Origin of the sequence: Paraburkholderia oxyphila NBRC 105797 (genome assembly GCF_000685075.1) — a bacterium.
GTDB lineage: Bacteria > Pseudomonadota > Gammaproteobacteria > Burkholderiales > Burkholderiaceae > Paraburkholderia > Paraburkholderia oxyphila.
In genome coordinates this window covers 1-17,684 of the sequence record NZ_BAYD01000048.1, presented here as the reverse complement: position 1 = coordinate 17,684, position 17,684 = coordinate 1, and the positions used below count along the sequence as shown (strand labels likewise).

The window sequence follows — 17,684 nt, the reverse complement described above, 5'->3', positions numbered from 1 at the left end:
CAGCTTGCCGCCCTGCGCTCACCCGCGCTAGAGTGCCGGGTTCACGACGGCCCGTTCGCAACCTGAAAGCGCCGTCCTTGCTATCCCAGCGGCGCCCCCTACCCTTTAATGCGGCGCACGCCTCGAACTGGAGAACCGCTCCGATGCCCGTTCTGTCCGTCAGCCCCCGGTGCGTTCCGTACGCAAGGTACGCAAGGCCCGCGCGCGGCACACGCCGATGAGCGGTCCCGTCAGCGATTTCAAGGCGCGCGCCGAAGCGGGCCTTGCCCGCGAGTGGCAGCAGCGCGGGGCGCTCGCCTGGGCGCTCGCGCCGCTCTCCGTCGTGTTTGCCGCCGTAAGCGGTGCGCGCCGCGCGGCCTATGCGGCCGGCTGGCTCAAGGCGGTACGCGTGGGCGCGCCGGTCGTGGTAGTCGGCAACGTGACGGTGGGCGGCACCGGCAAGACGCCCACGGTGATCGCGCTGGTCGAGGCGCTGCGCGCCGCAGGCTATACGCCCGGCGTCGTCTCGCGCGGCTACGGCGCGAAAGTGCCGCGTCCGACGCCGGTGACGGCGTCCCTGTCTGCCCGCGCGTGCGGTGACGAACCGCTTCTCATCGCGCGCCGCACGGGCGTGCCGGTGTGGGTCTCGCCCGACCGCGTCGCGGCGGCGCAGGCGCTGTGCGCGGCGCACCGCGACGTCGACGTGATCGTCAGCGACGACGGCCTGCAGCACTACCGCCTCGCGCGCGATGCCGAGCTGGTCGTGTTCGATCACCGTCTGGGCGGCAACGGCTTTCTGCTGCCCGCCGGGCCGCTGCGCGAGCCGCTCTCGCGGCGGCGCGACGCCACCCTCGTCAACAATCCGTTCGAGCGCACGCTGCCCGACTGGCCGAACACCTTCGCGCTCAAGCTCGAGCCCGGCGAGGCCTGGCACCTGGCGAATCCCGCCCTGCGCCGGCCGCTCGCGCAGTTCGCGGCGCAAGGCGCGCCGGGCCAGCCGCCGCAGCGCGTCGTGGCGGCCGCGGGCATTGGCTCGCCGGAGCGCTTTTTCGCGACCCTGCGCGCGGCCGGCCTCGCGCCGCAGACGCTCGCGCTGCCCGACCATTACGACTACGCGGCCAACCCCTTCAGCGAGGTCGTTGCCGACGCGATCCTGGTCACCGAAAAAGATGCCGTAAAATTGGGGGCCTGGAACGACGCGCGCATCTGGGTCGTCCCCGTCGAAGCCGCGCTCGATCATCGCCTCATTACTCTGGTTGTGGAGAAACTCCGTGGACGCTCGTCTGCTTGAAATCCTGGTCTGCCCGATCTGCAAGGGCCCGCTCAGCTACGACCGCACCGCGCAGGAGCTGATCTGCAACGCCGACAAGCTCGCCTACCCGATTCGCGACGGCATTCCCGTCATGCTCGTCGACGAGGCGCGCCAGACCGTCGAGGGCACGCCCGTCGATCCGGCCGGCCCGAGCGGCGCCTGAGCATGACCGCGCCCGCGCAGCCTTTCATCGCCGTCGTGCCGGCGCGTCTCGCGTCCACCCGGCTGCCCAACAAGCCGCTCGCCGACATCGGCGGCAAGCCGATGGTCGTGCGCGTGGCCGAGCGCGCCCGCGCCTCGGGCGCCCAGCAGGTGCTGATCGCCTCGGACGCCCAGAGCGTGCTGGACGCCGCGCGCGAGCACGGCTTCGAAGCGGTCATGACGCGCGCCGATCATCCCTCGGGCACCGACCGCCTCGCCGAAGTCGCAGAGCACTTTGGCTGGAACGATGAGTTGATCGTGGTCAATGTTCAGGGTGATGAACCGCTGATCGACCCCGCATTGGTGTGCGACGTGGCGTCGCACCTCGCCGCGCATCCGGAGTGCGCGATCGCCACCGCGGCGCACCCCATCACCGCCCCCGACGAGATCCTGAATCCGAACGTCGTGAAGGTCGTGCTGGACGCGCGCGGCGTGGCGCTCTACTTCTCTCGCGCCCCCATTCCCTGGGCCCGCGACGCCTGGCAGCCGCACTGGTCGCCCGCGCGCCTCGATCTGGCCGCCATGCCCGCCCCGCCGGCTCCGGCGACCGTTTACCGGCATATCGGCCTGTATGCGTATCGGGCGAAATTCCTGCGCAGCTACCCCTCGCTCACGCACTCGCCGATCGAGCAGGTCGAGGCGCTCGAACAGCTGCGCGCGATGTGGCACGGCGAGCGCATCGCGGTGCTCGTCACGGCCGAAGCACCGGCGCCCGGCGTCGACACGCCCGCCGACCTCGCCCGCGTGCAGGCGTTATTCCGGTCTTAATAGCGGCCGTGGGCCGAAAATCCCATGGCATAATCGGTTGTTTGCGCGAGCCGTAGAAGCCTTTGTGCGTGGGGGGTTCCCCCCCATTTGGCCTGCTGGTGAGGAGACGCACGACGCCGCCGATGCCGCCCCCGAGGGCAGCCGCCGCGCCGCAAGAATTCACACAGATCGGAGAAAGTAGAAATGCGTTTGATCCTGTTGGGTGCCCCCGGCGCGGGCAAAGGAACCCAGGCAAACTTCATCAAGGAGAAGTTCGGCATTCCGCAAATCTCGACGGGCGACATGCTGCGCGCGGCCGTCAAGGCCGGCACGCCGCTCGGCGTCGAGGCCAAGCGCTACATGGACGCGGGCGAGCTCGTGCCCGACGCGCTCATCATCAACCTCGTGAAGGAACGCCTGCAGGACTGCGACTGCGAGAACGGCTATCTGTTCGACGGCTTCCCGCGCACCCTGCCGCAAGCCGAAGCGATGAAGCAGGCCGGCGTGGCCATCGACTACGTGCTCGAGATCGACGTGCCGTTCGACGAGATCATCGTGCGCATGAGCGGGCGCCGCGTGCACCCGGCATCGGGCCGCACCTACCATGTGAAGTTCAACCCGCCCAAGCAGGACATGGTCGACGACGTGACGGGCGAGCCGCTCGTCCAGCGCGACGACGACAAGGAAGAGACCGTGCGCAAGCGTCTGGACGTGTACGTCGCGCAGACCAAGCCGCTCATCGCCTACTACAGCGACTGGGCCAAACGCGGCGAGGAAAACGGCATGAAGGCGCCGCAGTACCGCGCCATCGCCGGTCTCGGCAGCGTCGAAGAAATCCGCAACCGCGCATTCGACGCACTCAAGTAAAACCTCTCTTGCCGGCCGCGCCGGGCAAGGTCCGGTGCTAGCGCCGGCCTCCCCGTCCGGCCGGTCCTGCCCTCGTTCTGCTCCTCTTTGCCGATGAGTCGCGAGCGGGTCCGTCACAGGGCCACGCCGCAGAAAAAATACTCATCGAGCAGCAAGGAGGAAGACAGATGCAAATCCGCGACAACGTATTCCTGATCACCGGCGGCGCATCGGGCCTCGGCGCGGCCAGCGCACGCCTCATCGCGGCCGAAGGTGGCAAGGTCGTGCTCGCCGACCTCAACGAGGAAGCGGGCAACGCCCTCGCCAAAGAACTCGGCGGCACCTTCGTGAAGTGCAACGTCGCGAGCGAGGAAGACGGCGCGCGCGCCGTGGCCGCCGCCACCGCGCTCGGCACGCTGCGCGGCCTCGTCAACTGCGCGGGCATCGCACCGGCCATCAAGACCGTCGGCAAGGACGGCCCGCACCCGCTCGACGCGTTCAGCAAGACCATCTCGGTCAATCTGATCGGCACCTTCAACATGATCCGCCTCGCGGCCGCCGCAATCGCGCAGACCGCGCCCAACGAAGGCGGCGAGCGTGGCGTGATCGTCAACACCGCATCGGTGGCTGCGTACGACGGTCAGATCGGCCAGGCGGCCTATGCGGCCTCCAAGGGCGGCGTCGTGGCGATGACGCTGCCGATTGCGCGCGATCTCTCGAGGAACGGCATCCGCGTGATGACGATCGCCCCAGGCCTCTTCGAAACGCCGATGCTGCTCGGCATGCCCAAGGAAGTGCAGGATGCGCTCGGCGCGATGGTGCCGTTCCCGCCGCGCCTGGGCAAGCCCGACGAGTACGCGATGCTCGTCAAGCAGATCGTCGAGAACCCGATGCTCAACGGCGAGGTCATCCGTCTGGACGGCGCGATCCGCATGCAGCCGAAGTAAGACGCCACGCGCTCACGCATGGCGTAAAAAAGCCCGCGAATTCAATCTTCGCGGGCTTTTTTTCGTCTGCGGAAAGCGCACGCTTGCGCCGCCGGTCAATCATTGTCGAGCGTACGCTGGCGCAGTTCCTGCAATTGCGACTCGACGACCATCGCGTCCTCGGCGTCGGGGCGCTCGTCGAGATAGTGCTCGAGGTCCTCCAGCGCGGGCCGCAGGTAATCGAGGCGCGCATAGGCGAAACCGCGATCGCGCACCTCCTCGATGCTTTCCGGCAGCAGGATCACAAGCCGCTGCTGGATGCCGAGCAGGCGCTCCCAGCGCTCGGTCTGCAGGTACACCGACTTCAGGTTGCGCAGCATGCGCGCGACGATCTCGCGCCGCGTGGCCGGCTCGAGCAGCATGCGCAGCGCGCGCGCGACGGAGTCGCCCGCGTTCGCCACGTAGGGCTCGAGCATCTCGACCATGTCGGACTCGGAGAGCGCGCGGCCCGTGGTGGGATCGAGCATGGCGTCGCCGTCGGGCAGCGAGACGCGCAGCAGGAAATGTCCCGGAAACGACACGCCCTGCACCGGCAGCCCGAGTTGGCCCGCGATCTCGAGATAGATCACCGCGAGCGAAATGGGGATGCCGCGCCGGCGCCTGAGCACGACGTTCAGATGGCTGTTGTCGGGATCGAAGAAGTCGTTGAGATTGGCCGCGAAACCCATCTCGCGAAAGAACACACGATTCAGAAACGAGACCTGCTGGCGCAAGTCGGCGCCCTCGGGCATGCGCTTTTTCGCGCGCAGCGCGAGCTCGTCGATTTCGGCGAGCGTGCCTTGCAGGTCGAGGTCCGGGTAGGCATCCTGCGCGATCGCCAGCGCCGCTTCCGTGAGCGGCAGGCTCTCGTCGTCGGCCACCAGCGTGCTGAAATAGTCCAGCACCCGCGTGTTCATCGTGATCACTTCGCGCGCCTCTTGAAGTATGCGTATTTGAAGCCCATGAGCCAAAGCATACCGAAATATAGCGTCGCGAACAGCACGAGACAGGCCGCGAGCAACGCGATGCGCGCGAGCGGCTCGCGATGCAGGCCGATCCAGTCGTAGCTGATCGCACACCAGTGCATCGCGCCTGAGAGCACGAGGCATGCGCCGAGCAATTGCACGAAGAAAGTGGCCCAGCCTGAAGACGGCATGTAGATGCCACGACGACGCAGGCCGATGAAGAGCAGCAACGCGTTCATGCAAGCGCCGAGCCCGACGGAGAGCGTGAGGCCCGCGTGCGCAAAGATCGGCACGAAGATGTAGTTGCTGAGCTGCGTGGCGACGAGCACGCCCACGCCGATCTTCACGGGCGTCTTGATGTCCTGGCGCGCGTAGAAGCCAGGCGCCAGGATCTTGATGAGAATGAGCCCGATCAGCCCGACACCATAGGCGGTCAGCGCGCGGCCCGTCATGACGACGGAATTCGCGTCGAACTTGCCGTAGTGAAACAGCGTGGCCGTGAGCGGCTCGGCGAAGAAGAACAGCGCGACGGCCGAGGGCGCCGCGAGCAGGAAGGTCACGCGCAGGCCCCAGTCGAGCAGCGCCGAATATTCGTGCGGATCGGCGTCGACGTGCGCTTTAGAGAGACTCGGCAACAGGATCGTGCCGAGCGCCACGCCCAGCAGCGCCGTGGGGAACTCCATCAGACGGTCGGCGTAATTGATCCACGAGACCGCGCCCGGGCCCAGACGCGAAGCGATATTCGTATTGATGATGAGGCTGATCTGCGCCACCGACACCGCGAACATGGCCGGCACCATTTTCGCGAGCACGCGCTTGACGCCGCGATGCGCGAGCGCCTTGACCGGATTGAGGCCGATGCGCGGCATCATGTCGATCTTCTTCAAGCCCGGCAGCTGCACGAGGAACTGCAGCACGCCACCGACGATCACGGCCCACGCGAGCGCAAAGACCGGCTGCTTCATGTGCGGCGCGAACGCCACGGCCGCGGTGATGAACGCCACGTTGAGCAGCACCGGCGCGAACGCGGGCAGCGAGAACTGCTTGTACGTGTTGAGCACCCCGGACGCGAGCGACGTGAGCGAGATGAACACGATGTACGGGAACATGATGCGCGTCATCGTGACGGCGAGCTGGTACGCCTGGCCATCGTTCTTCAGGCCCGAGGCGACCACGGTCACGACGAAGGTCGCGCCCACGATGCCGAGCACCGAGAGGATGGCGAGCGCCCACGCGAGCACCGTCGAGGTGGCGTCGACGAGATCGCGCGTGGCATCGTGCCCCTTCTGGTTCTTGAACTCCGCGAGGATCGGGACGAAGGCTTGCGAGAACGCGCCCTCCGCCGAGATCCGGCGCAGCAGGTTGGGGATGCGGAACGCGACGTAGAAGGCGTCGGTGTACTGGCTCGCGCCGAATGCGCGGGCAATCAGCGTTTCTCGGGCCAGTCCGGTCACGCGCGACAGCAGCGTGAAGCCGCTGACCGTCAGCAGGGCTCGGAATAGATTCATGGGGCGCTTATTATACGGGTGCCGCCCGGTCCTTCGCCGATGCGCGGCGCCAAGGCCGTCACTGCGGCGGCGCGGCAGCCCAGTGCGGGCTTTGGGGCGCCCTCGCTCGCCGGGTGCCAGGCGATTGCCACGTCCATGATTTTGTTGCTATAATTCGCGGTTTCGAGTTTCGCAAGTACTCGGAAACGCGTCTTGGAAAGGGAGCAAAAGGCGGCCGTGAATTTCATGGGCCCTTGCGCTTCGGCACAAAAGGCGCGGCCGGCAAGCCCGGCGAATACCGTTTTGCGCTTACGGGCAATCGTTCCCGCAAGTTCAAATCCAGGCAAAGAGCGTTGTCCCGCTTGACCGAACGTCGGCGGCTGGCGCTCTCGAAACATAAGGAACCAACATGGCAAATTCCGCACAAGCACGCAAGCGCGCCCGTCAGGCCGCCAAGGCAAACTCGCACAACTCGGCGCTGCGCTCGAAGTTCCGCACCGCTATCAAGGCTGTCCGCAAGGCAATCGACGCCGGCGACAAGGCAGCGGCCGCAGAAATTCTGAAGGCCTCGGCAAAGACGCTCGACATCATCTCCGACAAGAAGATTGTTCACAAGAACAAGGCTGCTCGTCATAAGAGCCGTCTGGCTGCTGCCGTCAAGGCAATGCAAGCTGCGCAGTAAAGTTTCGGGCCGTCCGCCACGGCGGGCGCCTCCTGATTCTGCTGCAACAAAGAACCCGCTTCGGCGGGTTTTTTTGTGGCCTTTTGTGGCCACGGGTCAGCCACAGCGCTACCCCCTCTTCCTGCGCGATTTCCACCATGCCACGCGCGGACGCAAAAAAACCCGCCGCAGCGGGTCGTTCAGACGAAGTGGCGCACCACCCCGCTCTTCTTCGCGCACCTTGCGGCGCGCTCGATGTCTTTCGGCTCAGCGGCCGCCACCCTGCTGCGTCGCGTGATCGAGCGGCAGCTCGCACGCCTCGGTCACCACGAGATCGTTGTCCTTCGCGAAGCTCATCACGAAGTTGAAGGCCATCGGCTCCACGTCCTTCAGGCGCGAATCCAGCACCACGACCTTGAGGTCGCCGATCATCGTCGGCCGTACGTAGAGCGAATAGCGCAGATAGGCGTTCGGCCCGCGCGCATTGGCCGACGCCTTCGGGCCGAAGCTCGACATCACCCCCGCCAGGCGCTCCGACCAGTCGCTCGGGCGAAACTTCTTCCCGGTACTGGTGATGCCTTGAATGAAGTATTCGGTTGGAGCTTCGTCGGCCATGTAGGGTACCTGTATGACTGCGCGGCGCCGCGCTGCCGCGGTGCGCTTATGCAGCTGAAACTAGAGCACGAGCGCGTCGCCCGCGCTTGTGCCGCGGAGCTCCAGCCGCGGGCAGTTCGCCCGATGGCCGCGCGCAAATACAGTCCAATGGAGAGGGGAGAGGCCGTTCGCGCACCTCGACCGGTGCGACGCCACATCGAACGTGCGACGCATTTGCCGGCCAGCGCACAGACCACTCCCGCGAGCCCCGCGCCTTGCGCGTCGAGCCCGCCGTCGTGCGTGAAAAATCTTTGAGATTATAGCGCAGCAGCTCTTTTGACGCACCGCACATAAGACACTTGACGGTGGTCTGCACCCGCCCTCGCCTGCTCGCGCGACACCCGGCGAGAAAGCTGACCCTGCCCTGGCCATCCCTCCGGGCCGACTCGTCAAAGTGCGCAAAATCCTTTATGCTGCATTGACTTACCACCAACCGCAGCGGCGTCGCCGGCTCAATCCTGCAGTTCGAGGCCGGATCGGGCGCCGTTTTCGTTTCATGACCTCCCGGACCATACGCCATTACCTGCAGTTCAAGGATTTCTCCCTTGACGATTATGAATATGTGCTGGAGCGCGCGCGCATCCTGAAGCGCAAGTTCAAGAACTACGAGACCTATCATCCGCTGCACGATCGCACGCTGGCGATGATCTTCGAGAAGAGCTCCACGCGCACGCGCCTCTCGTTCGAGGCAGGCATCTTCCAGCTGGGCGGCCACGCCGTGTTCATGAACACGCGCGACACGCAGCTCGGCCGCGGCGAGCCCATCGAGGATTCGGCCCAGGTCATCTCGCGCATGGTCGACATCATCATGATCCGCACGTTCGGCCAGGACATTCTCCAGCGCTTTGCCGAAAGCTCGCGCGTGCCGGTCATCAACGGTCTCACGAACGAATATCACCCCTGCCAGGTGCTGGCCGACATCTTCACGTACTACGAGCATCGCGGCCCGATCCGCGGCAAGACCGTGGCGTGGGTGGGCGACGCCAACAACATGCTCTACACGTGGATCGAAGCTGCACAGATCCTCGACTTCAAGCTGCGCATCTCCACGCCGCCGGGCTACCCGCTCGACCCCGCACTCGTCGCACCGGAAAGCGCGCCGTTCTACGCGGTGTTCGACGACCCGAACGAAGCCTGCGCAGGCGCCGACCTCGTGACCACGGACGTCTGGACCAGCATGGGCTTCGAGGCGGAAAACGAGGTGCGCATGAAGGCCTTCGCCGACTGGTGCGTGGACGCCGAAATGATGGCGCGCGCCAACCCCGACGCCCTCTTCATGCACTGCCTGCCCGCGCACCGCGGCGAGGAAGTGAGCGCCGAGGTCATCGACGGTCCGCAAAGCGTGGTCTGGGACGAGGCGGAAAACCGTCTGCACGTCCAGAAGGCGCTCATGGAGTTCCTGCTGCTCGGCCGCCTGAACCACTAAGCCGGACGCACCGCTTCATGCAAAAAGCCGACCCTATGGTCGGCTTTTTTTCGCCTGCTGCGACGCGGATCACACCGTCTCGCCGAGCCTGCGCGCCAGCGACTTCAAGAGCGGCGCCACGCGTTCGCGAAACACGTCCGGCCCCATCGACGAAGCCGGCCCGCTGCAGCTGAGCACAAGCCAGCGGCGCTCGCGCGGCTCGCGAAACGGCACCGCCACGGCGTTGACGTCTTCGTGCCAATCGCGAAACGAATAGCAGACGCCCTCCTTCGCAAAGATCTCGATCTCGCGCTTGGCCGCCGCAACCTGGGCGGGGCCGTCGGCGCCTGCCGCCTTTTCCAGCTCCGCAAAGAGCGCCGTGCGGACGTCGAGCGGCTGCACCGCGAGGTACGCGCGCCCCATCGAACTCGTCAGCATCGAGAGGTGCGAGCCCGAGGCAAGCCCCAGCGTGAGCGCCGTCTCGCTGCGGATGGTCTCGAGGTACACGACGTCGAGACCATCGCGACATCCCAACGACACCGCCGCCCCCACCTCGCGTGCGAACACGCGCATGTGCGGGCGCGCGAGCTCGAGCGTGTCCGTGCCCGCGAGCAAGGCGAAGCCCAGCGAGAGCACGCCGGCGTCGAGCGCATATTTGCCGAGCGATTCGTCAAAGCGCAGATAGCCGAGCATGGTGAGCGTGTACGCGAGCCGGTTGACGGTCGCCTTCGGCAAGCCGGTGCGCTCGACGAAATCACGGTTGCCGAGCAGCGTCTCGCCGGGCCGGAAGGCGCGCAGCAGCTCGAGCCCGCGCGCGAGCGCCACGACGAACTTGCGCTCGTCGATCGGGCCCTCTGCCAGCGCGGAGGAAAACGATGAAGATGCATTCATTTCAGGTGCAGACATGAGCGGGCTGGTGATACACTAGGATCAATTTGCAAAACATTGTTCCGCATAGCGGAACCTCAGTCAAGCGCAAATTGCCCATTTCGAGAGATTCCGCAACCAACTTGCATGGGATCGCAGTAAGTGCTCTGCATGGGGCCGGAGTAAGTGCTGAAGCACTAACGCCGGCCGACAGCTCAAGCGCTAACTGCGTTCGACAGGAGAGACACCATGGCCGCACATGCCCAGTTCCATTGGGAAGATCCGCTGTTGCTCGACCAGCAGCTCACTGAAGACGAGCGCATGGTGCGCGACGCCGCCGCTGCCTATTCACAGGACAAGCTCGCGCCGCGCGTGCTCGAAGCGTTCCGTCACGAGAAGACCGACGCCTCGATCTTTCGCGAAATGGGCGAAGTCGGCCTGCTCGGCCCGACGATCCCCGAGCAATACGGCGGCCCCGGCCTGAACTACGTGGCCTACGGCCTGATCGCGCGCGAAGTGGAGCGCGTCGACTCGGGCTATCGCTCGATGATGTCGGTGCAGTCGTCGCTCGTGATGGTGCCGATCTACGAATTCGGCTCGGAGGCGCAAAAGCAGAAGTACCTGCCGAAGCTCGCGAGCGGCGAATGGATCGGCTGCTTCGGCCTGACCGAGCCGAACCACGGCTCCGACCCGGGCAGCATGGTCACGCGCGCGAAGAAGGTGAACGGCGGCTACTCGCTCTCGGGCGCCAAGATGTGGATCACCAACTCGCCGATCGCCGACGTATTCGTCGTCTGGGCGAAGCTCGAGGAAGACGGCAAGGACGACATCCGCGGCTTCATTCTGGAGAAGGGCTGGAAGGGTCTTTCCGCACCGGCGATCCACGGCAAGGTGGGCCTGCGCGCGTCGATCACCGGCGAGATCGTGCTCGACGAAGTGTTCGTGCCCGAAGAGAACATCATGCCGGACGTGAAGGGCCTGCGTGGTCCGTTCACGTGCCTGAATTCGGCGCGCTACGGGATCGCCTGGGGTGCGCTGGGCGCCGCCGAGGCGTGCTGGCACACGGCGCGCCAATACGTGCTCGACCGCAAGCAGTTCGGCCGCCCGCTGGCCGCGAACCAGCTGATCCAGAAGAAGCTCGCCGACATGCAGACCGAAATCACGCTCGGCCTGCAAGGCTGCCTGCGCCTCGGCCGCATGAAGGACGAAGGCACGGCGGCGGTCGAAATCACCTCGATCATGAAGCGCAACTCGTGCGGCAAGTCGCTCGACATCGCACGCCTCGCGCGCGACATGCTGGGCGGCAACGGCATCTCCGACGAGTTCGGCGTGGCGCGCCACCTCGTGAACCTCGAAGTGGTGAACACCTACGAAGGCACGCACGACATCCACGCGCTGATCCTCGGCCGCGCGCAAACGGGTATCCAGGCGTTCTTCTAAACGCGCTCCTCGCAGCCGTTGGCGTATGAAAAAAAGCGCCGCACGAGTCGACTCGTGCGGCGCTTTTTGCTTTCTTGCCCCCGCGCTCCGCGCCGCGCGCGATGCGCAGCGTGGCCGGGCGGCTTGCCTTACTTGTTCGGCTGCGGCGTCAGGCGCAGATATGGACGCACTGCCTTGTACCCCTTCGGAAACTTCTGCTTGAGAACCTCTTCGTCCTTCAGCGACGGCACGATCACGACATCGTCGCCCTGCTTCCAGTTGCCCGGCGTGGCGACCTGGTAGTGGTCGGTGAGTTGCAGCGAATCGATCACGCGCAGCACTTCGTCGAAATTGCGGCCCGTGCTCGCCGGATACGTGATGATGAGGCGCACCTTCTTGTTCGGATCGATCACGAAGAGCGAGCGCACCGTGAACGTCTCGTTCGCGTTCGGGTGGATCATGTCGTACAGCGTGGAGACCTTGCGGTCGCCATCGGCAAGAATCGGGAAGCCGACGCTCGCCGCCTGGGTCTCGTTGATGTCCTTGATCCACTCGTTGTGCGACTCGGCGCTATCCACCGAGAGCGCGATCGTCTTGACATTGCGCTGCGCGAATTCGTCCTTCAGCTTCGCGGTCAGGCCGAGTTCGGTCGTGCAGACCGGCGTGAAGTCGGCCGGGTGCGAGAACAGCACGCCCCAGCTATCGCCGAGCCAGTCATGAAATTGGATGCGGCCAACGCTCGAATCCTGCTCGAAGTCGGGTGCGATATCGCCAAGACGCAGACTCATGGTGCGGTTTCCTTTGAACGTGGTGGACCAACCATTGCACGCGGCCCGTTGATCCAGTGGACATTTACTACATTCAAGCATACAGGGTCTGCTCATGCCCCGAGAACGAACATCGGGTCAGACCGTTATGAGTTTTAGTAATTTTGGCCACGATCGCGGAAACTTTGGGTACCAGATCAACTCCATTTGTTTTACTGTGAATGCCAGTGCGCTCACAGCATGCGCAAGGCAGCGCCGAGCGATCCGCTGAATAGCCGCCAGGCGAGCCCGCAGGAACGAATCATGCGGAATTCTTGCCCGGTGGCGGCCAGCCAAGCTTGCCAGCGCTCGTATCTTTGTTACGATTCACGCGTGATGTGACACGATGGGAGCTAGTCAATGTCAGAGGTCAACAAGGAGAGGCTGATGTCGGATATCAAAACCGTCCTCGCGGATGCGGAGGACCTGCTCAAGCAAGCAGCGAGCGCCACGGGCGAGCGCGCTTCGGAGCTTCGCGAAACGGCCCTCACGCGCCTGAAGCAAGCCAAGGAAAAGGCGGCCGACGTTCAGGTCGTCGTGGTCGAGAAAGGCAAAAAGGCGGCGCGCGCCACCGACGACTACGTGCACGAGCATCCGTGGACGTCGATCGGCATTGCCGCCGGCGTGGGCGTTCTCGTGGGCTTGTTGATCAACCGCAAGTAAAAACGCGGTGTGCAGCCGCGGAGCGCTCGCCACCACACGTGGTGGGCGGCCCACGCAAGGCGGCTGACGATGCGCACAGCGTTCACGGCGATGCTGGGCACAGCAGCCCGGCGCCACAAGGTCACCGTGACCGTTACGTGAGCGTTACGCGGCCGAACCACAAGCCTGCAGGCCGGTGCACTGCACCGGCCTGTCTTTTCCGGGCGCTTCCCTCGCGCATTCGCCTCGCGCGCACACGCGCTCGCCAACCGCATTCGCCATGACGACAGACACCCACTCGCAGCGACAAGAACACGGACCGGTGCGCCGTCTCCTCGGCTCCGCATTCGCGATGCTTCACACGCGGCTCGAGCTGATCGGCATCGAACTGGCGGAGGAGAAGGAACGCCTGCTCGGCGTGCTGTTCCTCGGACTCGCGTCGATGCTGCTTGGGGCCATGGCGCTGATCGCGCTGACCGCACTCGTCGCGATCGCTTTCTGGGACACCTGGCGCTGGCAAGCGCTCGCCGGGATCACGATCTTCTATGCGCTCGGCGCGCTCATCTGCGGCCTGAAGGCGCGCAGTGGCCTGCGCAATGCGCCGCTCGTCTTCCAGGCGACGCTCGAAGAATTCGAGAAGGATCGTGAAATCCTTCGCAAGCCCTAGTCCACGTTTGCCAACCGCCTGCCGCGCATCCAAGCCCGAACCGAATCCATGAGCCAACCCCGACCGGACAACGCCTTTCGCCCTGAACGCACGCGTACCCGCGACCTGTCGACGCCGCAATTGCGCGCCTTGCGCAAGGAACTGCTGATCGTGCGCGCGAGCGTCGAGCGCGCCGAGATGGCGGCCTCGGTTGTCGAGCTTCGCGAGGCCGTCACACACTTCAGCTGGCTGCGCTTTCTCGTGCCGGGTTTCGGCGGCACAGGCGCAAGCGTGGGCCGCGTGGGCGCCGGTCTCGGCAATCTGCTCAAGCAATATCCCCTCTTGAGCTCCATCGCCTCGCTCGTGCTGGCCAAGCCGCTGCGCGAGAGCGTCGCTTCGGCTGCCCGCCCGGTCGTGAAATGGGGCGGTCTGGCGCTCACGGCGTGGGAGGCCTGGCGCATCTGGCAGCAGGTGCGCCGCCAGCGCGGCGCGCCAAACGGCGGCGCGCGGCGCTACGCGTCCGAAGAAGACGACATCACCGGCTAAAGCGCGGTTCGAGCCGGCCCCCGCTGCCCGCTCATCGGTCCCGCCAGCACTCGCGCGAATTGGGAACCGTCACGGGCGCGGCCGCATGATTGAGGCCAGGCGCCTGATTGCTGCGCGTGCCATTCGCATCGAGCGTGAAAGCGCCGCAGGGATCGTCACGCATCGGGCCCGTTTCCGTGGGCGTGGCCACGATCGTATAACCACCGTTCGTTTCGTCTGCCGCCACAAGTTTCAGCCGGTAAACCGCCGCTCCCCCCGGCGGCGCCTGATCCATGCCATCAGGGAGCGAAGCCGGCGCCGGACTTTGCGCATCGACGAATTGCGCCGCGCGATAGAGCGCCGCGACGGCATCGATCCGATGCCCGCGCGCGATCTGATTGCGCCATCCCGGCAACGCGAAAGCCGCGACGATGGCCATCGCCGCCAGCGCGACGACCAGTTCGAGCAAGGTAAAACCACGCCCACTGCGTTGCATCTCCCCTCCTTTTGCCGCGCTCAAAACGGCCTCGCTACGACGCGCCGCCAATGACGCTCGATGCGCGTGCCTTCCAGGACGAGCTGCATCTGCAGCCAGCTTTGCGCGTCGTCCGTGGAACCGAATCCGCGCGCCGTGACCAGAAACGCGCGCACTGCCGGCCGCGCCTCGATACGCCATGCTTCGACGAAGCACTGTGGCGGCCTCACGGAACCGGGCCACGACCGCAAGGGCGCCGTGGCCTGCGCCCCGAACGTCTCCTGACGGCGCCAGCCCTGCGGCTCGCCCGGCTGGGCCGGCGCCGGCGGCGTGATCGCCGTGCCGTCCGCCAGTGCACGCGTACAGAGCACGAGCGCCGCGTCGGCCGCATGGAAGGAGCGCAGCTGATCGATGGCGGCGCCTGAGTTGCGGGCCTCGAACAGCGCCGCCTCGAACCACGCCGCCGCCGTGGCGAGCATCATCGAAACGATCAGCAGAACGATCGGTAATGCGACGCCGTACTGATTCACGCGCCGGTTACGCGAACACCGCGCCGCGAAACTCATGACCGTGCCGCCAGCACATTGCGCAGCGCCACGTGGCGCCAGAACGCCTGCCGCGCGCGACCATCCGCAGCGCTGGCCGACGCGCCGTCGCAATCGACGTAGCGCACGCGCCTGGCAAACGGCGCGCCACGCACGAGCACGCATAGATCGACGGCCACGACCGAGTCCCATTGGTCGCGCGAGAGCGCCGCGGCGTCCACGGCCTGCGCGGCGCCCGCCAGCCAATAACGCACACGCATGCGCTCGACGCCCTCCACGAGCGGCTGCGCCGTACCGGCTTTGCCGGAGCCTTCGCAGTAGAGCTCGGGCTCGCCGGTCGAACTGCTCGCCTTGGCATGAAAACGATTGAGCACCTCGGCCGCGGGCGGCCCGACCGCCTGCCCGAGGCAATCGGTGACCTGGCCATTCGCGGCCAGCCAGGTGGACTCTGCGTCGCCCCGATAGCGCACCGCTACGCCGTCCGAGCGATTCGAAAGCGCCTCGCAGGTCCAACTCGCATTGGCACCGGTGGGGCGCCCGGCGCTGCAGCCAAAGATCGGCGGTCCCGCGAGCCCTGCCGGAGCGTCGGCGCCCACGAAGCCGGCCATCTGGATCTGCTCGCCCATGAGCGTCAGCGCATTCACGCCGGCCTCGTGGATACGCGCGGCGTCGATCGCAGCTGCGAACGCCTGACGCTGCGAGCGATATGCGGCAAGCGCGCCCGCGATCACGACGAGACCGAGCGCCACGGCAATCGTGAATTCGAGCAACGTGTGCCCTGCGCTGGCGCGCGAGCGCAGCAGCAGCACAGCGCGCTTCACTGGACGAACGCGAGCGCAACGCAGGCTCGCCCTTGTGCAGGTTCCGCGCCGCCGGCTTGAGCCTCTTCGCATCCGTCGGCGGGCGGCAGCGAGCGAGGCGCGGCCTCATCGCGCAGTGCGGCCCATGTCAGCACGACTAGCGAGGCCTCGCCCGCCGTAGTGGACACGGTTGCGTGCCCCTCGGGCACGATGAGCGCAGCGCGCGCCTTCCATTGATCGCGCGGCGCCGTGCCCGCTTCCAGCGCAGCCTCGGCGATCGCGTCGGCGGCAAATACGGCGCGCGCCCGTACGGCGGAGGCAACCGCATGGCGCGCCAAGCCGAGCTGCGCACCGAGCAGACCCAATCCGCACATGGCCATCAGTGCCATCGCCAGCGCGACTTCGAGCAAGGCCGCACCGCGCCCGATGCGTGGACCGCTCCGAAAATGCCTGCTTCGCACGCTCATGACGCCGCTCCGCATGCACCGTCGCTCACGCGCGCGCGCCCACCCGCGGCAACGCGTATGCAGCGACGCCACCCAGTCCCCCGCATTGAAGCGGCAGCGGCGCGCGGCGCGATCTCGAAGTTGCGCAGACTGCCGATCGCCTGCCCCGCGGGCGGTGTGAACGTGAGCGCCGTCAAGCCCGACGCCACGGCAATCTCATCGAGCGCCGGCTGCGCACGCAACAGCGACAGCACGCCCGCGCGCTCGGCTATCACGGCCCAGCCGCACGACCAGTCCGCCCGCCCGGACGGACAGCTCTTGCCAGCCGCAAGGCAATGGCGCGTGGCGTCGATACGGCAAACGCTCACGCGCACCTTGCGCCGGATCGCTTCGCTGCGCGCGTAAGCGAGCGAGCCGAGCAACGCGTTCGTGCGCGCATCGACCTGGTCGCGCGCGCGCCACGATGCGAACGTGGGCGCGGTTGCCGTGGCGCACAGCGCAAGCAGTACGATCACGACCATCGTTTCGATCAGCGTGAAGCCGGCGCATTTCATCTGCAATCCTTATCGTCGAGGGATTGCAGTCACTCTACGGATGAACGCGAAACGGAACAATTAGCCGAACGGCCAGCTTATGCGCACGGAGCCCTCCCGCGACAATGCAAAGGTCACGGGCAACGGCAGGGAGAACGGGAAATGCGGGGAAGGAAAACGCGCGAACGCAAGGAGCAAACGCGCAAGCGCTCAGATGAAACGCGCAGGCACTCAGCGCTTCTTCGGCGGCGTGGCAGCGCCGCTTGCACGGCGAAACTCTTCGATTACGTCCTCGAATTCGGAGACGTCCTCGAAGCGCCGGTACACGGAGGCAAAACGCACGAACGCGACCTTGTCGAGCTCGCGCAATTCGCCCATCACGAGCTCGCCAAGGCGCTCGCTGCGCACCTCGCGCTCGCCGCTGCCGAGCAGTTGATACTCGATGCGGGCGACCGCCGCGTCGATCGCGTCGGCAGCAACGGGCCGCTTGCGCAGCGCCAGTTGCATGCTCGCCATGATCTTGCGGCGGTCGAATTCCGTGCGGCTGCCGTCCTTCTTGACGATGGCCGGCATCGCCAGCTCGACCCGCTCGTACGTCGTGAAACGCTTGTCGCAGGCCGGGCAGCGGCGGCGGCGCCGGATAGCGGCGCCGTCCTCGGACACGCGCGAGTCAACCACTTGCGTGTCTTCGTGCCGGCAGAAGGGGCAGCGCATGATGGATTACAGCCTGGCTCAGCGATAGACCGGGAAGCGCTTGG

23 protein-coding genes are annotated in these 17,684 nt (G+C 66.2%); 11 read left to right on the top strand and 12 right to left on the bottom strand.

Annotation, left to right across the window (positions count from 1 at the left end; all coding sequences use genetic code 11):
• The first annotated feature begins 217 nt into the window (after positions 1–217).
• The 5 genes from lpxK to BO1_RS26670 all read left to right on the top strand — a co-directional run bounded on the left by lpxK (position 218) and on the right by BO1_RS26670 (position 4,032).
• A complete protein-coding gene (lpxK, locus tag BO1_RS26690) occupies positions 218–1,270 on the top strand; it encodes a tetraacyldisaccharide 4'-kinase (protein ID WP_028220178.1) in 1,053 nt (350 codons plus the stop codon).
• On the top strand, positions 1,251–1,454 hold the full coding sequence (locus BO1_RS26685; RefSeq protein ID WP_028220177.1) for a Trm112 family protein: 204 nt from the start codon (positions 1,251–1,253) through the stop codon (positions 1,452–1,454). Before lpxK ends, BO1_RS26685 begins: the two co-directional genes overlap by 20 nt.
• 2 nt (positions 1,455–1,456) lie before the next feature.
• Positions 1,457–2,260 (top strand): 3-deoxy-manno-octulosonate cytidylyltransferase, encoded by an 804-nt coding sequence (gene kdsB, locus BO1_RS26680; protein WP_028220176.1) that lies wholly within the window; start codon positions 1,457–1,459, stop codon positions 2,258–2,260.
• A 183-nt stretch (positions 2,261–2,443) separates the two neighbouring features.
• Positions 2,444–3,106, top strand: a complete 663-nt coding sequence (gene adk / locus BO1_RS26675) for an adenylate kinase (protein ID WP_028220175.1) — start codon at positions 2,444–2,446, stop codon at positions 3,104–3,106.
• Positions 3,107–3,273: 167 nt separating this feature from the next.
• Positions 3,274–4,032 carry a 3-hydroxyacyl-CoA dehydrogenase gene (locus BO1_RS26670; protein ID WP_028220174.1) on the top strand — a complete coding sequence of 253 codons (759 nt, stop codon included), beginning with the start codon at positions 3,274–3,276 and terminating at the stop codon, positions 4,030–4,032.
• Between the two features lie 95 nt (positions 4,033–4,127).
• On the opposite strand, the gene BO1_RS26665 is transcribed toward BO1_RS26670, so the two are convergent.
• Genes BO1_RS26665 through BO1_RS59435 form a run of 3 tightly spaced genes read right to left on the bottom strand, consistent with a single transcriptional unit; the run spans position 4,128 to position 6,750 of the window.
• Positions 4,128–4,967, bottom strand: coding sequence for a SirB1 family protein (locus BO1_RS26665; RefSeq protein ID WP_043286625.1), 840 nt, complete (start codon positions 4,965–4,967; stop codon positions 4,128–4,130).
• A 5-nt stretch (positions 4,968–4,972) separates the two neighbouring features.
• Positions 4,973–6,523 carry a murein biosynthesis integral membrane protein MurJ gene (murJ, locus tag BO1_RS26660; protein WP_028220172.1) on the bottom strand — a complete coding sequence of 517 codons (1,551 nt, stop codon included), beginning with the start codon at positions 6,521–6,523 and terminating at the stop codon, positions 4,973–4,975.
• The gene (locus tag BO1_RS59435) at positions 6,520–6,750 is read right to left on the bottom strand and encodes a hypothetical protein (RefSeq protein WP_156992411.1); all 231 of its coding nucleotides are present in this window, start codon (positions 6,748–6,750) and stop codon (positions 6,520–6,522) included. Before BO1_RS59435 ends, murJ begins: the two co-directional genes overlap by 4 nt.
• 161 nt (positions 6,751–6,911) lie before the next feature.
• Here BO1_RS59435 and rpsT point away from each other — a divergent pair, with 161 nt between their 5' ends.
• A complete protein-coding gene (gene rpsT, locus BO1_RS26655) occupies positions 6,912–7,184 on the top strand; it encodes a 30S ribosomal protein S20 (protein ID WP_028220171.1) in 273 nt (90 codons plus the stop codon).
• A gap of 246 nt (positions 7,185–7,430) precedes the next feature.
• Here the strand turns inward: rpsT and BO1_RS26650 are convergent, their stop codons facing one another.
• Positions 7,431–7,778, bottom strand: a complete 348-nt coding sequence (locus BO1_RS26650; RefSeq protein WP_028220170.1) for a DUF3579 domain-containing protein — start codon at positions 7,776–7,778, stop codon at positions 7,431–7,433.
• Between the two features lie 535 nt (positions 7,779–8,313).
• Here BO1_RS26650 and argF point away from each other — a divergent pair.
• Positions 8,314–9,243, top strand: a complete 930-nt coding sequence (gene argF, locus BO1_RS26645) for an ornithine carbamoyltransferase (protein WP_028220169.1) — start codon at positions 8,314–8,316, stop codon at positions 9,241–9,243.
• A 69-nt stretch (positions 9,244–9,312) separates the two neighbouring features.
• Here the strand turns inward: argF and BO1_RS26640 are convergent, their stop codons facing one another.
• Positions 9,313–10,128: an IclR family transcriptional regulator gene (locus BO1_RS26640; RefSeq protein WP_043286594.1), complete on the bottom strand. Its 816-nt coding sequence runs from the start codon at positions 10,126–10,128 to the stop codon at positions 9,313–9,315.
• Between the two features lie 210 nt (positions 10,129–10,338).
• On the opposite strand from BO1_RS26640, the gene BO1_RS26635 reads away from it, so the two are divergent.
• A complete protein-coding gene (locus BO1_RS26635) occupies positions 10,339–11,529 on the top strand; it encodes an acyl-CoA dehydrogenase (RefSeq protein ID WP_028220167.1) in 1,191 nt (396 codons plus the stop codon).
• Between the two features lie 128 nt (positions 11,530–11,657).
• On the opposite strand, the gene BO1_RS26630 is transcribed toward BO1_RS26635, so the two are convergent.
• Complete coding sequence (locus BO1_RS26630; RefSeq protein WP_028220166.1) at positions 11,658–12,296, bottom strand: peroxiredoxin; 639 nt, start codon at positions 12,294–12,296, stop codon at positions 11,658–11,660.
• Positions 12,297–12,674: 378 nt separating this feature from the next.
• Here BO1_RS26630 and BO1_RS26625 point away from each other — a divergent pair, with 378 nt between their 5' ends.
• The 3 genes from BO1_RS26625 to BO1_RS26615 all read left to right on the top strand — a co-directional run bounded on the left by BO1_RS26625 (position 12,675) and on the right by BO1_RS26615 (position 14,148).
• On the top strand, positions 12,675–12,977 hold the full coding sequence (locus BO1_RS26625) for a DUF883 family protein (RefSeq protein WP_028220165.1): 303 nt from the start codon (positions 12,675–12,677) through the stop codon (positions 12,975–12,977).
• 259 nt (positions 12,978–13,236) lie between these two features.
• On the top strand, positions 13,237–13,623 hold the full coding sequence (locus tag BO1_RS26620) for a phage holin family protein (RefSeq protein ID WP_028220164.1): 387 nt from the start codon (positions 13,237–13,239) through the stop codon (positions 13,621–13,623).
• A gap of 48 nt (positions 13,624–13,671) precedes the next feature.
• On the top strand, positions 13,672–14,148 hold the full coding sequence (locus BO1_RS26615) for a DUF3318 domain-containing protein (RefSeq protein WP_028220163.1): 477 nt from the start codon (positions 13,672–13,674) through the stop codon (positions 14,146–14,148).
• A 31-nt stretch (positions 14,149–14,179) separates the two neighbouring features.
• Here the strand turns inward: BO1_RS26615 and BO1_RS26610 are convergent, their stop codons facing one another.
• The 6 genes from BO1_RS26610 to nrdR form a co-directional block, all read right to left on the bottom strand.
• Positions 14,180–14,623 carry a type IV pilin protein gene (locus tag BO1_RS26610; RefSeq protein ID WP_028220162.1) on the bottom strand — a complete coding sequence of 148 codons (444 nt, stop codon included), beginning with the start codon at positions 14,621–14,623 and terminating at the stop codon, positions 14,180–14,182.
• A 20-nt stretch (positions 14,624–14,643) separates the two neighbouring features.
• Complete coding sequence (locus tag BO1_RS26605) at positions 14,644–15,168, bottom strand: pilus assembly PilX family protein (RefSeq protein ID WP_028220161.1); 525 nt, start codon at positions 15,166–15,168, stop codon at positions 14,644–14,646.
• Positions 15,165–15,953 carry a PilW family protein gene (locus BO1_RS26600; RefSeq protein ID WP_028220160.1) on the bottom strand — a complete coding sequence of 263 codons (789 nt, stop codon included), beginning with the start codon at positions 15,951–15,953 and terminating at the stop codon, positions 15,165–15,167. The genes BO1_RS26605 and BO1_RS26600 overlap by 4 nt, the downstream gene beginning before the upstream one ends.
• An 11-nt stretch (positions 15,954–15,964) precedes the next feature.
• The gene (locus tag BO1_RS26595; protein WP_043286591.1) at positions 15,965–16,414 is read right to left on the bottom strand and encodes a hypothetical protein; all 450 of its coding nucleotides are present in this window, start codon (positions 16,412–16,414) and stop codon (positions 15,965–15,967) included.
• The gene (locus BO1_RS26590; RefSeq protein WP_028220158.1) at positions 16,411–16,947 is read right to left on the bottom strand and encodes a GspH/FimT family pseudopilin; all 537 of its coding nucleotides are present in this window, start codon (positions 16,945–16,947) and stop codon (positions 16,411–16,413) included. Before BO1_RS26590 ends, BO1_RS26595 begins: the two co-directional genes overlap by 4 nt.
• A 210-nt stretch (positions 16,948–17,157) precedes the next feature.
• Positions 17,158–17,640 carry a transcriptional regulator NrdR gene (gene nrdR, locus BO1_RS26585; protein ID WP_028220157.1) on the bottom strand — a complete coding sequence of 161 codons (483 nt, stop codon included), beginning with the start codon at positions 17,638–17,640 and terminating at the stop codon, positions 17,158–17,160.
• Positions 17,641–17,684: the final 44 nt, after the last annotated feature.

Excerpts from the sequence above, each read along its gene's own strand:
- lpxK (WP_028220178.1), top strand. The coding sequence starts at position 218 with ATGAGCGGTCCCGTCAGCGATTTCAAGGCGCGCGCCGAAGCGGGCCTT.
- kdsB (WP_028220176.1), top strand. The coding sequence starts at position 1,457 with ATGACCGCGCCCGCGCAGCCTTTCATCGCCGTCGTGCCGGCGCGTCTC.
- adk (WP_028220175.1), top strand. The coding sequence starts at position 2,444 with ATGCGTTTGATCCTGTTGGGTGCCCCCGGCGCGGGCAAAGGAACCCAG.
- BO1_RS26670 (WP_028220174.1), top strand. The coding sequence starts at position 3,274 with ATGCAAATCCGCGACAACGTATTCCTGATCACCGGCGGCGCATCGGGC.
- BO1_RS26665 (WP_043286625.1), bottom strand. The coding sequence starts at position 4,967 with ATGAACACGCGGGTGCTGGACTATTTCAGCACGCTGGTGGCCGACGAC.
- murJ (WP_028220172.1), bottom strand. The coding sequence starts at position 6,523 with ATGAATCTATTCCGAGCCCTGCTGACGGTCAGCGGCTTCACGCTGCTG.
- BO1_RS59435 (WP_156992411.1), bottom strand. The coding sequence starts at position 6,750 with ATGAAATTCACGGCCGCCTTTTGCTCCCTTTCCAAGACGCGTTTCCGA.
- rpsT (WP_028220171.1), top strand. The coding sequence starts at position 6,912 with ATGGCAAATTCCGCACAAGCACGCAAGCGCGCCCGTCAGGCCGCCAAG.
- BO1_RS26650 (WP_028220170.1), bottom strand. The coding sequence starts at position 7,778 with ATGGCCGACGAAGCTCCAACCGAATACTTCATTCAAGGCATCACCAGT.
- argF (WP_028220169.1), top strand. The coding sequence starts at position 8,314 with ATGACCTCCCGGACCATACGCCATTACCTGCAGTTCAAGGATTTCTCC.
- BO1_RS26640 (WP_043286594.1), bottom strand. The coding sequence starts at position 10,128 with ATGTCTGCACCTGAAATGAATGCATCTTCATCGTTTTCCTCCGCGCTG.
- BO1_RS26635 (WP_028220167.1), top strand. The coding sequence starts at position 10,339 with ATGGCCGCACATGCCCAGTTCCATTGGGAAGATCCGCTGTTGCTCGAC.
- BO1_RS26630 (WP_028220166.1), bottom strand. The coding sequence starts at position 12,296 with ATGAGTCTGCGTCTTGGCGATATCGCACCCGACTTCGAGCAGGATTCG.
- BO1_RS26625 (WP_028220165.1), top strand. The coding sequence starts at position 12,675 with ATGTCAGAGGTCAACAAGGAGAGGCTGATGTCGGATATCAAAACCGTC.
- BO1_RS26620 (WP_028220164.1), top strand. The coding sequence starts at position 13,237 with ATGACGACAGACACCCACTCGCAGCGACAAGAACACGGACCGGTGCGC.
- BO1_RS26615 (WP_028220163.1), top strand. The coding sequence starts at position 13,672 with ATGAGCCAACCCCGACCGGACAACGCCTTTCGCCCTGAACGCACGCGT.
- BO1_RS26610 (WP_028220162.1), bottom strand. The coding sequence starts at position 14,623 with ATGCAACGCAGTGGGCGTGGTTTTACCTTGCTCGAACTGGTCGTCGCG.
- BO1_RS26605 (WP_028220161.1), bottom strand. The coding sequence starts at position 15,168 with ATGAGTTTCGCGGCGCGGTGTTCGCGTAACCGGCGCGTGAATCAGTAC.
- BO1_RS26595 (WP_043286591.1), bottom strand. The coding sequence starts at position 16,414 with ATGAGCGTGCGAAGCAGGCATTTTCGGAGCGGTCCACGCATCGGGCGC.
- BO1_RS26590 (WP_028220158.1), bottom strand. The coding sequence starts at position 16,947 with ATGAAATGCGCCGGCTTCACGCTGATCGAAACGATGGTCGTGATCGTA.
- nrdR (WP_028220157.1), bottom strand. The coding sequence starts at position 17,640 with ATGCGCTGCCCCTTCTGCCGGCACGAAGACACGCAAGTGGTTGACTCG.